The organism is Microbacterium sp. Au-Mic1, from assembly GCF_021341785.1.
In the GTDB taxonomy this organism is placed as follows: Bacteria; Actinomycetota; Actinomycetes; order Actinomycetales; family Microbacteriaceae; genus Microbacterium.
This window is the reverse complement of sequence record NZ_JAJTTF010000008.1, coordinates 179642-193697: the sequence shown is the minus strand read 5'-3', so window position 1 is coordinate 193697 and position 14056 is coordinate 179642. Positions and strand designations below refer to the sequence as shown.

The window sequence follows — 14056 nt, the reverse complement described above, 5'->3', positions numbered from 1 at the left end:
TTGCGCGCTCTGAAACAGGGGCCGTCCGCTCGAAAGGGGAATCCGGACGGCGAGCCCACTGTTTCCGATGTCGGAGGCATCGCCTACTGTCGGAAGGGCGCCGCAGCGCACGCGGAAGCACGTGTCTCATCGATCTGAACAGGACGGACGAGCATGCAAGCAGTTTTCGACGGACGGATCATCGCGAACGCGGATGACGCCGACGTGGTGGTCATCGAGGGCAACCGGTACTTCCCGCCGACCTCGGTCACCGAGGGCGTGCTGCGGGAGAGCCCGACGCCCTACACGTGCGTGTGGAAGGGCGAGTGCCAGTACTACTCGCTCCGGGTGGACGAGCAGATCCACAAGGATCTGGCCTGGGCGTACCCGCACCCCTATCCCACCGCGATCGAGCGGGTCGGGGTCGACTTCTCCGGCTACGTCGCGTTCGACCGCACCGTGACGATCCGTGAGGGCGATGTGCCCGAGGAGGGGGCGCTCCCCTGAGGGGCGCTGAGCCGATGATCGAGTTCCGTTCCGTCACGAAGACGTTCCCCGACGGCACCTGCGCCGTCGACGACTTCAGCCTGGTCATCCCGGCCCGGCAGACCACCGTGCTGGTCGGATCGTCCGGATCCGGCAAGACCACGCTGCTGCGCATGATCAACCGCATGGTCGAGCCCACGTCCGGCGCCGTCGAGATCGACGGCGAGAGCGTCCTCGACGGGGATCCGGTCGCCCTGCGTCGCCGCATCGGCTACGTCATGCAGAACTCCGGGCTGATGCCGCACTTCACCGTGATCGACAACGTCGCCACGGTGTTGCGCCTGAACGGCGTCTCCCGGCGTGAGGCGCACGCCCGCGCGCGGGAGCTGCTCGACACGGTCGGTCTCGATCAGGCGCTCGCCGACCGCTATCCCAGCCAGCTCTCCGGAGGGCAGCAGCAGCGCGTCGGCGTCGCGCGCGGGCTGGCGGCGGATCCGAACATCCTGCTCATGGACGAGCCGTTCGGGGCGGTGGATCCGATCGTTCGCACCGAACTGCAGCAGGAGCTGCTCCGACTGCAGCGCGAACTCGGAAAGACCGTGGTGTTCGTCACCCACGACATCGACGAGGCGCTCCTGCTCGGCGACCGCATCGTCATCCTCGACAAGGCCGCGCGGATCGTCCAGCAGGGCACTCCGGAGGAGATCCTCGCCGCCCCCGCCGACGACTTCGTGGCGGCATTCATCGGCGCGGACCGCGGACGGCGGGCCCTGCACCTCAAGCAGACGCCGCAGGGCACCCTGATCGTCGACGCCGACGGGCGCGCGCAGGGGACGCTGGTGCAGTCGCCGGCCTCACTGCTGGACGCTCATCCGCCGCGGGCGGCGGATGAGGTCGACATCGACGCAGGGACCACCCACTGACATGACCTGGATCATCGACAACCTCGGGCTCATCCTGGGCCTCGCCGCCGTGCATCTGCAGCAGAGCATGATCGCTCTCGTGCTCGGGGTCGTCGCGTCGGTGCCGCTGGGGTGGATCGCCTGGCGCTACCGGCTCGTGCGCGGTCCGCTGATCGTGCTCACCGGCCTGCTGTACACGATCCCGTCCCTGGCGCTGCTGATCCTGCTGCCGGCGCTGCTCGGCTACTCCGCGATCAGCCCGACCAACCTGGTCGTTGCCCTCACCATCTACAACATCGCGATCCTCGTGCGCGCGGTCGCCGACGGTCTCGACTCGGTCGACGCCGACGTCCGCCGGGCGGCCACCGCGATGGGCTATGGATCCGCTCGCCGGTTCTGGACCGTCGAGCTGCCGCTCGCGGGTCCCGTCATCATGGCCGGCGTACGCGTCGCCGCGGTCTCCACGATCGCGCTCGCCACGGTCGGCATCCTGGTCGGCGTGCAGAACCTCGGCTACCTCTTCACGAACGGGCTGGACCGCCGGCTCATCGAGGAGGTCTTCGCGGGCGTGCTCGCCGTGGTCGTCCTCGCCGTCGTGATCGACCTGCTGCTGGTGCTGCTCGGCCGCGTGATCATGCCGTGGCAGCGCGTGACCAGGCCGAGGAGCCACGGCGCGCGACCGGCCGTCGTGACCGGGGGTGCGGCATGAACCTCTTCGGCGACGCGATCCGCTGGCTGCTCGATCCCGAGCAGTGGACGGGCTCCTATGCGCTGCCCGTCCTGTTCACCCAGCATGTGCTCTACACGCTCGTCTCGGTGCTGGTCGCCGCGGCCATCGCCGTGCCGGCGGGCTGGCTCATCGGGCACACCGGCCGCGGACGCGAGGTCGCCGTCGCGATCTCGGGCGCCGCGCGTGCGATCCCGTCCTTCGGTCTGCTGATCCTGCTCGTGCTGCTGTTCGGAGTCCTGCAGGTGCCCGCCGCCGCGCTCGTCACGTTCGTCCTGCTCGCGATCCCGTCGCTGCTGGCCGGCGCGTACACCGGCATCGAGGCGATCGACCCGCGCGTGATCGATGCAGCCAAGGCCATGGGCATGACGCCCTGGCAGGTGTTCTGGAAGGTCGAGTTCCCCCTGGGGCTGCCGCTGCTCATCGGCGGACTGCGTGCCGCGACGCTGCAGGTGATCGCGACGGTCACCATCGCCGGCTACGTGAATCTCGGCGGCTTCGGCTATCCGATCATCCAGGGGATCCCGCTGGGCCGCTTCGACGAGGTCCTCGCCGGGGCGCTTCTCGTCGCCGCGCTCGCGCTCATCGCCGACCTCCTGTTCGCGATCGCCCAGCGCGCCGCGGTGCCCGCCGGGGTGCGCGCGACCGGCGCACGCGCCGACGAACCCCGTTCCCGCACGCGCGGCGCCCTGCGCGCGGCACGCTCCTGACCTGCACCGACTCCCCCACCGAAGAGAGGCACACCATGTTCACCGCTCGCATCACCCGCATCGCCGCTGCAGCGACGTCCGCGGTCGCCATCGCGCTCGCACTCAGCGCCTGCGGATCCAGCAACCCGCTCGACAAGCCCACCGAGACCAGCGGATCCGGCTCCTCCGACACAGTCGTGATCGGATCCCAGGCCTACTACTCGAACGAGATCATCGCCGAGATCTACGCGCAGGCCCTCGAGAAGGACGGCGTGAAGGTCGACCGCAAGTTCAACATCGGCCAGCGCGACGCCTACATGCCCGACGTCAAGTCCGGCGCGATCAACCTGTTCCCGGAGTACACCGGCAACCTGCTGGAGTACCTGGGCGGTAAGGCCGACACGAACAGCCCCGACGACGTGTACGCCGCGTTGAAGAAGGCTCTGCCGTCTGGCCTCGCCGTGCTCGACTACGCGAAGGCCGCGGACCAGGACACCTACACCGTGACCAAGGCCAACGCCGACAAGTACGGCCTGTCCTCGATCGCCGACCTCTCCAAGATGCCCGCCCCGGTCACGGTCGGCGGCGCCCCCGAGTTCGAGAAGCGCCCCTACGGTCCCGCGGCCGCGAAGACCCTCTACGGTGTCGACCTGGCGTTCTCGGCCACGGGTCAGACCACGCTCGAGGCGCTGCAGGCGGGCACCGTGCAGGTGGCCGACATCTACTCGGCCGACCCGGCGTTCGCCAAGGGCGACCTGGTCGCGCTGAAGGACCCGAAGAACCTCATCCTTCCGTCCAACATCGTGCCGATCGTGAGCGCGAACGTCGCCGACAAGGTCTCGAAGACGATCAACGCCGTCAGCGCCAAGCTCAGCACCGAGGAGCTCGTCAAGCTCAACGTGCAGAGCACGGCGGACAAGAAGCAGGCGACCGACATCGCCAAGGCCTGGCTGAAGGAGCAGGGCCTGAGCTGACGCCCGCAAGGCCCACACGGGTCGTTGAGCGAGCACAGCAGGACCGAGACGAAACGCGGCGCCCTTGCGGGGGCACCGCGTTTCGTCTCGGTCGCCTCCGGCGTCCTCGCTCAACGACCCCGTGGGTGTCTACCGCGTGAGATGTCGCGCGAAGAAGCGCGCGGCATCCTCTCCGGCCCATGCCGGAACGCCCGTGTGCCCGCCGAGGTTGGCCTGCAGGGTCTTCTCGGCGGATCCGAACGCGTCGAACACCTCGAGCGATCGCTGCCGGTCGTTGCCCTCGTCGTCCCACTGCAGCAGCACGTGCAGGGGGATGGTGACCCCCCGGGCCTCGGCCAGGATGCTCAGCGGAACATAGCTGCCGGCGAACAGGCCGGCGGCGACGACGCGCGGCTCCCTCAGGGCGAGCCGGATGCCGACCGCGAGCACGCCGCCCGAGTAGGCGACGGGGCCGCCGATTTCGGGAAGCGCGAGCACCGCGTCCAGCGCCGTCTGCCATTCGGGCACCGTCCGCTCGACCAGCGGGAGCACCAGCTGGTCGATGACGTCCTCGTTTGGTCGTCGACCGGCGTCGAGCGCTCGCATCAGGTCTGCGCGGGCGCTCTCGAGGTCGGGCAGAGCCGGACGCGCGCCATTGCCGGGCATCTCGAGAGTGACCGAGGCGAAACCGAGCTCGGCGGATGAGCGCGCCCGCCCTTCCAGGCGCGGGCGCATCCGGGCGAGCCCCGGCCCGCTCGGATGGCCGAGCAGGATCAGCGGGACGGGATGCTCCGCGGAGGCGGATCCGGGCAGCCAGAGGACGCCGTCGATCCCGTCGAGGGTGAAGTCGCGCTCGATGAGGCTGTCGCGATGGTGCTCGGAGGAGAGCCGCCTCTCGGCGGTGAAGGTCAGTTCAGGGGTGATGTTCATGGTCGTGCCTTTCGGGAGTGCGCATGTACGGCGCTCCCGGACGACCTATCGCCCGACCGTGTCCCCGAGGAGGAGCACCCACGTCGATTCGTTCATGGGTATCACCTCCTGTTCTCGTGCCCGCACGGCGTAGGCGACAGTAGCACCTCCGCCGACGTCAGTCGAGGGCGCTCATCACGTGCTTGATGCGCGTGTAGTCGTCGAAGCCGTACTGCGACAGGTCCTTGCCGTAGCCCGAGTGCTTGAAGCCGCCGTGCGGCATGTCCGACACGAACGGGATGTGCGTGTTGATCCAGACGCAGCCGAAGTCGAGGTCGCGGGAGAAGCGCAGCGACCGGGTGTGGTCCGTGGTCCACACCGACGCGGCCAGCGCGTAGGGCACGTCGTTCGCGTACCCCAGCGCCTCGTCGTCGTCCTCGAAGGACTGCACGGTCAGCACCGGCCCGAAGATCTCGCTCTGCACGGCCTCGTCGTCCTGGCGCATGCCCGAGACGATCGTCGGCTCGAAGAAGTAGCCGACATCGCCCTGCCGCTTCCCGCCGGTCTCGATCTTCGCGTGCGCGGGCAGACGATCCACGAAGCCCTGTACCTGCGCGAGCTGCGCCGCGCTCGAGAGCGGACCGAAGAACACGCCCTCCTCGTGCGGGGCGCCGGTGCGGGCGTGCGTGTGCACCCGCTCCACGAGCGCCTTCACCAGCTCGTCGTGCACCGAGGCGTGCACGATCACCCGGGTGGCCGCGGTGCAGTCCTGGCCGGCGTTGAAGAACGCACCGGTGACGATGCCCTCCGAGGCCTTGGCGATCGATGCGTCCGGGAACACGATCGCCGGCGCCTTGCCGCCGAGTTCGAGGTGCACGCGCTTCACATCGGCCGCGGCCGACTCCGCGACCGCCATGCCGGCACGGACGGATCCGGTGATGGCGACCATCTGCGGCGTCTTGTGGGCGACGAGGGCGGCACCGGTGCTGCGATCGCCCAGCACGACGTTGAGCGTGCCCGCCGGGGTGTGCTCGGCGACGATCTCGGCGAGAAGCAGCGTCGTGAGCGGCGTGGACTCCGCGGGCTTCAGCACCACGGTGTTGCCCGCGGCCAGAGCCGGCGCGATCTTCCACACGGCCATGTTCAGCGGGTAGTTCCACGGGGTGACCTGTCCGATCACGCCGATCGGCTCACGTCGCACATAGGAGGTGTGCCCCGCCATGTACTCCGCGGCGGCGCGCCCTTCGAGGCTGCGTGCGGCGCCCGCGAAGAAGCGCAGCTGGTCGACGGACTGGTCGATCTCGTCGGCCACGAGATTGGCGCGGGGCTTGCCGGTGTCCTGGGACTCCAGGTCGGCGAACTCCTCCGCGCGGGCCGCCATCGCATCCGCGATCCGGAACAGCGCGAGCTGGCGTGCGGCCGGAGTGGTGTCGCGCCAGAGCGGGAAGGCGGCCGATGCGGCGGCATAGGCGGCGTCGACGTCGCTCTGGTCCGAGATCGGCGCCTGGCCGTAGACCTGCTCGGTGACGGGGTCGATGAGGTCCATGCGGCCCTCGCCGTGCGCGGCGACCGAACGGCCGCCGATGAAGTTCTGCAACAGTGCTGATTCAGACAGGGTGCTCCGCATGCTGAAAGGATAGGAGAGAATCGACGAAATCGGAAGAAATCAGGATCAGATTCTGCGAAATCAGTTGCAGAGGCCTGCTGAGGATGTCAAGATCGTCACATGAGCGACAAGCCGAAGGTGCCGGTTCTCGACGACGTCTCGAAGCGGATCATCGAACTGCTGCAAGAGGACGGTCGTCGGCCGTACGCCGAGATCGGCCGTGCCGTGGGTCTCAGCGAGGCCGCCGTCCGCCAGCGCGTGCAGCGCCTCACCGACAGCGGCGTGGTGCAGATCGTGGCGGTGACCGATCCTCGTCAACTCGGATTCTCCCGTATGGCGATGCTGGGCATCCGCGTCGACGGGGATCCGCGGGTCGCCGCCGAGGCGATCGCGAATATTCCCGAGATCGCATATGTCAATGTGACGCTCGGATCCTTCGACATCCTCGCGGAGGCGATCTGCGAGAGCGACGAGGATCTGCTCGAGCTGATCGCGACCCGTATCCGCACCATCGAGGGCGTCTCGCACACCGAGTGCTTCCTCTACGCGGGGCTCCACAAGGACCTCTACAACTGGGGCACGCGCTGATCCGCTGAACCCGTCGCTCACCTGAACCCGGCCGCATCGCGGCACCGGGGCGCCCTGTCGCGCCCTGCGGAAGAACCCCGCCCACACCACCTCCCGGACAAGGAATCACTCATGGGAACGACCGTCTTCGAACGACGGCAGCCGAGCGCGTCGGTCATCGAGCGCTCACTCGAGAACACCGCGCACGCCGCGTTCTGGCTCGACGACGTCGAGCGCGCCGGGTACCCGCAGCTCACGGGCGAGGTCCGCGCCGACCTGGCGATCGTCGGCGGCGGCTATGCCGGCCTGTGGACGGCGATCCGCGCCAAGGAGCGCGACCCGCAGCGCACGGTCGTCCTGCTCGAGGCGAACAGGGTGGGCTGGGCCGCGTCCGGTCGCAACGGAGGGTTCTGCGAGGCGAGCCTCACGCACGGCGAGGAGAACGGGCTGAACCGCTGGCCCGACGAGATGGAGCAGCTCGAGCGCCTCGGGCTGGAGAACCTCGACGGCATCCAGGAGGCGGTGGAGCGCTACGGCATGGACGTCGACTGGGAGCGCACGGGGCAGATGGCCGTGGCCGTCGAACCGCACCAGGTCGAGTGGATGGAGGGCGACGACTTCCTCGATCGGGCCGCCGTGCAGGCGCAGGTCGCTTCACCCACCTACCTCGCCGGATCCTGGGATCGCCAGGGCTGCGCGATGGTGCACCCGGCGAAGCTCGCCTTCGAGCTCGCCCGCGTGGCCACCGGGCTCGGCGTGCAGATCTTCGAGCGCACCCGCGTCACCGGTCTCAGCGGCAGAGGCGCGCAGACGATCGCCGCCGAGACGGGATCCGTCATCGCCGACCAGGTCGCTCTCGCCACGAACGTGTTCCCGTCGCTGCTCAAGCGCAACAGGCTGATGACGGTGCCCGTCTACGACTACGCGCTCATGACCGAGCCGCTGACCGCCGAGCAGTACGACGCGATCGGCTGGAAGAACCGCCAGGGCCTCGCCGACAGCGCGAACCAGTTCCACTACTACCGTCTGAGCGCCGACAACCGGATCCTGTTCGGCGGCTACGACGCCGTCTACCACTTCGGCGGCAAGGTGCGCGAGGAGTACGAGGAGCGGCCGGAGAGCTTCCGCAGGCTGGCCTCGCACTTCTTCACCACGTTCCCGCAGCTCGAGGGGCTCCGTTTCACGCACCGCTGGGCCGGCGCGATCGACTCGTGCAGTCGGTTCTGCGCGTTCTTCGGCACTGCCCGTGGCGGCCGCGTCGCTTACGCGACCGGGTTCACCGGGCTGGGGGTCGGTGCGACGCGCTTCGCGGCCGATGTGATGCTCGACCAGCTCGCCGGGCTCGACACCGAGCGCACTCGCCTGAAGATGGTGCGGGAGAAGCCGATCCCGTTCCCGCCGGAGCCGGCGGCCTCGATCGGCGTGAACCTCGTGCGTGCCGCGATGAACCAGGCCGACCACAACCAGGGCAGGCGCAACCTGTTCCTGAAGACGCTCGACGCCGTCGGCATGGGGTTCGACTCGTGACCGCGCTGCCCGCGGCGGGGCGCGCGGTGACCGACGTGGACCTCGTGCTCGCGCACACGCCCCTGCCGACGGACGAGGTCGTATCGGGCTCGCCCACCACCGCGATCGCCGTGCTCGACGACACCGGCGACCGCGAGATCGGCATCTGGGAGATGACGCCCGGCACCGCATGCGACACCGAGGTCGACGAGCTCTTCGTCGTGCTCTGGGGCCGGGCGACGATCGTGTTCGAGGACCCGTCGCTGCCGGATCTCGAGGTCGGCCCCGGATCCGTCGTCCGCCTCGCCGAGGGCATGCGCACGACCTGGATCGTCACCGAGACGCTGCGCAAGGTCTACATCGCCTGACCCCATCATCGAGGCCTTTCGGGGCGTCGGATCCGGGAATACAATCAGCGCGGGGAACTCATTCGCGCGCCCGAGCGGCGCGGCGTTGTGCTGGGCCGACGCGAGGATGACAACACCCCGGAGCTGGGGCTCATCATGTTCGAGAAATTCATGGCGACGGCCGTTCTCCCTGCTGCGGACCTCGAGCGCGCCAAGCGCTGGTGGCACGACGTGCTCGACCGGGATCCGGTCGAGGTCGACGCCGAGTCCGGGAACGTGTTCTACGACGTCGGCGGCACCGTGGTGCTGGTGTACCTCACCAGCTTCGCGGGCACGGCGAAGAACACGGCGCTGAACCTCCTGACCGACGACATCGACCGCGACGTGGCGGCGCTGCGCGCCCGCGGGATCGCCTTCCACGAGTACGACTTCCCCGGGCTCAAGACCGTCGACGGCATCGCGGAGCTGGGGGAGGAACGGGCCGCGTGGTTCAGTGACAGTGAGGACAACATCATCGCGCTCGGCCAGCCGTCGCCGGAGATGGTGGCGCGCGTGATGGGCGGGGCGCCCGCCGCCGGGTGAGACCCGAGTCGGGGCCGCGGTCGCTGGGGCCGGCCTCGCACCTGGCGAGGCTCGTCAGCGTCCGTGCGCGAGCAGCGCCAGGTGCAGCGCCGACAGCGTCTCACCGTCGTCGAGATCGGCGCCGAGCAGGTCCGCGATGAGGGTGAGGCGCTGGTAGAAGACCGAGCGGGACAGGTGCGAAGCGGCCGCCGCCGCGGTGCGGTTGCCGGGGTGCGCGACCACGGCGCGCAGCACGCGGAGCAGGTCGCCCTGCGTCGCGTCGTCGTGGCGGATCAGCGGGGCGAGCAGACGCGCGCTGTGCTCCTGGAGTCGGTGGTCCCCGCTGAGCTCGGCGGCCAGGCGGGCGAGAGGTCGTTCGGCGACGCGCAGCACGGCACCGGGCTCCGCCTGGCGCGCCAACCGCCGCACGACCGGGATCGCCGCGAGCAGCTCCGCCGCCGACGATGCGGGGTCGCTGACGGCGCCGGATCCGATCGACTCGAGGACCGACTCGGGCACGCGCGATCCTGCCGGCAGGGAGAGGAGCAGGATCCGCTCCGCGCCGACGACCGCGCTCAGGACGCGCGCGTCCCCGGCGGATCCGGTTGGGCCGCTGCCGGACCCCGCGGATCCAGGCGCTCCGGTTCCGGCCGCAGTCGACGCGGCGACGTACAGTGTCCGGCCCCGGACGGGGAACCCGGAGGACTCGAGACGCGCCTCGATATCGGCGACCGTGACGTACCGCTCGCTCAGCAGCGCCGCGATCAGCCCCTCCGCGCGCAGCCGGGCCCAGGCGTCCTCCCCGTCGGCGAGGCGTGACAGCGCGAGCGCCGTCGCGGCCTGCTCGAGCACGGTCGCCGGCCCCGCGGGGTGCGCCGGGCCGGGCAGGGCGATCAGCTCGCCCCATCGCGTGCCGCGGGCGGCGACCGGCACGCGCGTCCACTCCGGCGGCAGGCGGCGCGATCGACCCGCCCAGTCCGCGAGCAGCTCCGCCTCGGCCAGGTCGAACGAGTCGGCGACGACGACCTCGTGCGCGAGGTCCTCCAGCACCACCGGCGCACGCAGGGCTCGCGCCGTCTCGCGTACGACGATCTCGACCGGCGCGCCACGCAGGCTCAACCCGGTGAACAGTTCGTGCAGCCGCTGCCGCTCCTGCAGCGCCTCGACCTGGCCCGCGATGATCCGGCGGTGCACCTCCTCGGTGACGGCGACGAACTTCACCTCGCGGTCCAGGGTCACGAGCGCGAGGTCGCGCGCGCGGCACGCCGCCACGAGCGCCGGCGGCACCACCGCGAACCGGGTGCCCAGCTCCAGCACGATCCCGGCCAGGCCCGCATCGGACAGTTCGTCGACGAGGCGGCCGAGCGCCGCGGCATCGCCGGGCCAGCCGGCGCCCGTGGTGAGCAGCAGCTCTCCGCCGTCCAGCAGCGCGGCGACCCGCTCGCTGTCGGACACGTGCACCCAGCGCACCGGCACGTCGACGGACCCGGCCAGCAGCTCGGGGATCCCCGCCTGCAGCGAGGCGACCTCGAGGGCGTCGGCGACGGTCGGAAGACCCGGATCGCCCCTCGACTCGCTGCGCTCGCTCGGGGACCGTGCAGGCGCGTCCTGCCGTGCGTCCGGACGATCTGTCCGATCGGCGGCAAAGTCCAGACGATCTGCGGGCACGGATCCATCCTCCCCTTTGTCAGCATGGGAGAGCAAGCCCGCGGACGTGTCCGATCAGAGTGTCCGGATCCGCGTCCGCAGCATTCGAACCCACGACCCGAGGAGCATCGCGTGACCGTGATCCGCCACTTCATCGACGGAGCCGACACCGGCGAGACCGAGCGCACCGGCCCGGTGTACAACCCCGCCACCGGCGAGGCCCACCGCACCGTCGCGTTCGCGAGCGCCGCCGAGGTCGAGCAGGCGATCGCCGCGGCGAAGGCCGCCGGTCCCGCCTGGCGTGCGACCAGCCTCATCAAGCGCGCCGACGTGTTCTTCCGCCTGCGCCAGATCCTCGCCGAGCGCACGCCCGAGCTCGCCGCCATCGTCACGAGCGAGCACGGCAAGGTCCTCTCCGATGCCGCGGGTGAGGTCTCGCGCGGCATCGAGAACGTCGAGTTCGCCGCCGGTCTCGTGCACCTGCTGAAGGGCGAGCACGCGGAGCAGGTCGCTCGCGGCGTGGATGTGCATTCGGTCAAGCAGCCGGTCGGCGTGGTCGCCTGCATCACTCCGTTCAACTTCCCGGTGATGGTGCCGCTGTGGATGGTCGCCTCTGCGATCGCGTGCGGCAACACCGTCGTGCTCAAGCCGAGCGAGAAGGATCCGTCCGCGGCGATCTGGCTCGCCAAGGCGTTCCAGGAGGCGGGGCTTCCCGACGGCGTGCTCAACGTCGTCAACGGCGACAAGGTCGCGGTCGACACCCTGCTCGACTCGCCGGACGTCAAGGCCGTGAGCTTCGTCGGATCCACCCCGATCGCGAAGTCGATCTACGAGCGTGCCTCCGCCAACGGCAAGCGCGTGCAGGCCCTCGGCGGCGCCAAGAACCACATGGTCGTGATGCCCGACGCCGACATCGACGGCGCTGCGGCCGCGGCGGTCTCCGCCGCCTACGGCTCGGCGGGCGAGCGCTGCATGGCCGTCTCGGTGCTGGTCGCCGTGGGCGAGGTCGCGGATCCGCTCATCGCCTCGATCACCGAGAAGGTGCAGAACCTGCGCATCGGCGACGGCACCGACGCGGCGAGCGAGATGGGCCCGCTGGTCACCCGCGAGCATCGCGACCGCGTCGAGTCCTATGTCACGGGAGCCGCCGCCGAAGGCGCCACCGTGCTCATCGACGGCACGCAGCGGATCGCCGCCGGCGAGCGTCTCGACGAGAACGGCTTCTTCACCGGGATCAGCCTCATCGACCACGTGAAGCCCGGCATGAAGCTGTACGAGGACGAGATCTTCGGCCCGGTGCTCTCGGTGGTCCGCGTGGGCAGCTACGCCGAGGCCGTCGAGCTCATCAACGCGCACCAGTTCGGCAACGGCACGGCGATCTTCACCCGCGACGGCGGCACCGCCCGCGAGTTCGAGTTCGACATCGAGGTCGGCATGGTCGGCGTCAACGTGCCGATCCCCGTGCCGATCGGCGCGTTCTCGTTCGGCGGCTGGAAGGCCTCGCTCTTCGGCGACTCGCACATCTACGGCCCCGAGTCGATCCACTTCTACACGCGCTCCAAGGTCGTCACCACCCGCTGGCCCGACCACACCCCCGCGCAGGTCGACCTCGGCTTCCCGAGCAACCACTGACGCCGAGAGGATCCGGATCATGACCGTCACCACCGAAGCCGCCGTGCTCACCGACCGCCACGGCGAGGCGCACGCCCTGCCCGCCGTGGAGGCCGAGGCGCAGGTGCGCGCCGACGACCGCGCGCACGTGTTCCACTCCTGGAGCGCGCAGGCCGCGATCGACCCGCTGCCCGTCGCCGCGGGCGAGGGATCCACGTTCTGGGACTATCAGGGCAACGCCTACCTCGACTTCTCCAGCCAGCTGGTGAACCTCAACCTCGGCCACCAGCAGCCGGATCTGGTCGCCGCGATCCAGCACCAGGCCGGTCGTCTCGCGACGATCCAGCCGTCGCTCGCGAACGACGTGCGCGGCGAGCTGGCGCGGCTCATCGCCGAGGTGGCGCCCGAGGGCATGGAGAAGGTGTTCTTCACCAACGGCGGCGCCGACGCGAACGAGTACGCGGTGCGCATGGCGCGCACCGTGACCGGACGCCGCAAGGTGCTGTCGATGTACCGCAGTTACCACGGCTCCACCGCGACGGCGATCTCGATGACCGGCGACCCGCGGCGCTGGGCGAACGACACCGTCGACAACGGCACCGTGCGCTTCTTCGGCCCGTATCTGTACCGCTCGGCGTTCCACTCGTCGACGCTCGCCGAGGAGTCGCAGCGCGCGCTCGCGCACCTCGAGCAGACCATCCAGCTCGAGGGCCCGAACACGATCGCGGCGATCATCATCGAGACCGTCGTCGGCACCAACGGGGTGCTGGTCCCGCCGCCCGGGTACCTGCAGGGCGTGCGCGAGCTGTGCGACCGCTACGGCATCGTCTACATCGCCGACGAGGTCATGGTCGGCTTCGGCCGCCTCGGCGAGTGGTTCGGCATCGACGCGTTCGACGCGAAGCCGGATCTGATCACCTTCGCGAAGGGTGTGAACTCGGGCTACGTGCCGCTCGGCGGCGTCGTGATCTCCGACCGGATCGCGAGCGCGTTCGACACCGTGCCGTTCGCGGGCGGGCTGACCTACTCGGGCCATCCGCTGGCGTGCGCCGCGGGCGTCGCGACGTTCGAGGTGTTCCGGCGTGACGGGATCCTGGAGCGCGTGCGCGACCTCGGATCCCGCATCGTGGAGCCCACGCTGCAGGGCTGGCTGGAGAAACACCCGAGCGTCGGAGAGGTGCGCGGCCAGGGTCTGTTCTGGGCCGTCGAGCTGGTGCGCTCGAAGGAGACCCGCGAACCGCTCGTGCCGTTCAACGCGGCGGGCGCCGACGCGGCCCCGATGGGCGCGTTCGTCGCCGCGGCGAAGAAGGGCGGCGTCTGGCCGTTCGTGCATTTCAACCGCACGCACATCGCCCCGCCGCTCGTGATCACCGAGGACGAGCTCGTGCGCGGGCTCGCGGCGCTCGACGAGGCGCTCGACGTCGCGGACGGCTACACCGTCTGAGTCGGCGGTCGCTACGCCCGGATCCCGTCCCCTCGGTGGGGCGGGATCCGTCGCGTCTGGGGCGCGTGCCGCCGGGTTTCGGAGACGTGGCGCGCCCCGGAACGCGGGGATGCGCCCCGAAA

Annotated in this window: 14 protein-coding genes; 11 read left to right on the top strand and 3 right to left on the bottom strand. The window is 70.2% G+C overall.

Annotation, left to right across the window (positions count from 1 at the left end):
* Window positions 1-153 precede the first annotated feature (153 nt).
* The 5 genes from LXM50_RS12885 to LXM50_RS12865 are packed head-to-tail and all read left to right on the top strand — an operon-like array spanning window position 154 to window position 3757.
* On the top strand, window positions 154-486 hold the full coding sequence (locus LXM50_RS12885; RefSeq protein ID WP_233311727.1) for a DUF427 domain-containing protein: 333 nt from the start codon (window positions 154-156) through the stop codon (window positions 484-486).
* A gap of 14 nt (window positions 487-500) precedes the next feature.
* The gene (locus LXM50_RS12880) at window positions 501-1388 is read left to right on the top strand and encodes an ABC transporter ATP-binding protein (protein ID WP_233311726.1); all 888 of its coding nucleotides are present in this window, start codon (window positions 501-503) and stop codon (window positions 1386-1388) included.
* Between the two features lies 1 nt (window position 1389).
* Entirely contained in the window at window positions 1390-2076 is a 687-nt protein-coding gene (locus LXM50_RS12875; RefSeq protein WP_233311725.1) for an ABC transporter permease, read from the top strand.
* On the top strand, window positions 2073-2804 hold the full coding sequence (locus LXM50_RS12870; protein ID WP_233311724.1) for an ABC transporter permease: 732 nt from the start codon (window positions 2073-2075) through the stop codon (window positions 2802-2804). The genes LXM50_RS12875 and LXM50_RS12870 overlap by 4 nt, the downstream gene beginning before the upstream one ends.
* A gap of 35 nt (window positions 2805-2839) precedes the next feature.
* The gene (locus tag LXM50_RS12865) at window positions 2840-3757 is read left to right on the top strand and encodes an ABC transporter substrate-binding protein (protein ID WP_233311723.1); all 918 of its coding nucleotides are present in this window, start codon (window positions 2840-2842) and stop codon (window positions 3755-3757) included.
* A gap of 129 nt (window positions 3758-3886) precedes the next feature.
* On the opposite strand, the gene LXM50_RS12860 is transcribed toward LXM50_RS12865, so the two are convergent.
* Both LXM50_RS12860 and LXM50_RS12855 read right to left on the bottom strand, forming a co-directional pair.
* Complete coding sequence (locus LXM50_RS12860; RefSeq protein ID WP_233311722.1) at window positions 3887-4666, bottom strand: alpha/beta hydrolase; 780 nt, start codon at window positions 4664-4666, stop codon at window positions 3887-3889.
* Window positions 4667-4823: 157 nt separating this feature from the next.
* A complete protein-coding gene (locus tag LXM50_RS12855) occupies window positions 4824-6272 on the bottom strand; it encodes an aminobutyraldehyde dehydrogenase (protein ID WP_233311721.1) in 1449 nt (482 codons plus the stop codon).
* A 99-nt stretch (window positions 6273-6371) separates the two neighbouring features.
* Between LXM50_RS12855 and LXM50_RS12850 the strand changes: the two genes are divergently transcribed.
* From LXM50_RS12850 to LXM50_RS12835, 4 genes are all read left to right on the top strand, one after another.
* A complete protein-coding gene (locus tag LXM50_RS12850; RefSeq protein ID WP_045271571.1) occupies window positions 6372-6839 on the top strand; it encodes an Lrp/AsnC family transcriptional regulator in 468 nt (155 codons plus the stop codon).
* 111 nt (window positions 6840-6950) lie between these two features.
* On the top strand, window positions 6951-8345 hold the full coding sequence (locus LXM50_RS12845; RefSeq protein ID WP_233311720.1) for an FAD-binding oxidoreductase: 1395 nt from the start codon (window positions 6951-6953) through the stop codon (window positions 8343-8345).
* Window positions 8342-8692, top strand: coding sequence for a cupin domain-containing protein (locus LXM50_RS12840; protein WP_233311719.1), 351 nt, complete (start codon window positions 8342-8344; stop codon window positions 8690-8692). The genes LXM50_RS12845 and LXM50_RS12840 overlap by 4 nt, the downstream gene beginning before the upstream one ends.
* A 135-nt stretch (window positions 8693-8827) precedes the next feature.
* Window positions 8828-9253, top strand: a complete 426-nt coding sequence (locus tag LXM50_RS12835; protein WP_233311718.1) for a VOC family protein — start codon at window positions 8828-8830, stop codon at window positions 9251-9253.
* 54 nt (window positions 9254-9307) lie between these two features.
* On the opposite strand, the gene LXM50_RS12830 is transcribed toward LXM50_RS12835, so the two are convergent.
* The gene (locus tag LXM50_RS12830; protein ID WP_233311717.1) at window positions 9308-10900 is read right to left on the bottom strand and encodes a PucR family transcriptional regulator; all 1593 of its coding nucleotides are present in this window, start codon (window positions 10898-10900) and stop codon (window positions 9308-9310) included.
* Between the two features lie 111 nt (window positions 10901-11011).
* On the opposite strand from LXM50_RS12830, the gene LXM50_RS12825 reads away from it, so the two are divergent.
* Complete coding sequence (locus tag LXM50_RS12825; RefSeq protein WP_233311716.1) at window positions 11012-12511, top strand: CoA-acylating methylmalonate-semialdehyde dehydrogenase; 1500 nt, start codon at window positions 11012-11014, stop codon at window positions 12509-12511.
* 19 nt (window positions 12512-12530) lie between these two features.
* On the top strand, window positions 12531-13934 hold the full coding sequence (locus tag LXM50_RS12820) for an aspartate aminotransferase family protein (RefSeq protein ID WP_233311715.1): 1404 nt from the start codon (window positions 12531-12533) through the stop codon (window positions 13932-13934).
* Window positions 13935-14056 lie beyond the last annotated feature (122 nt).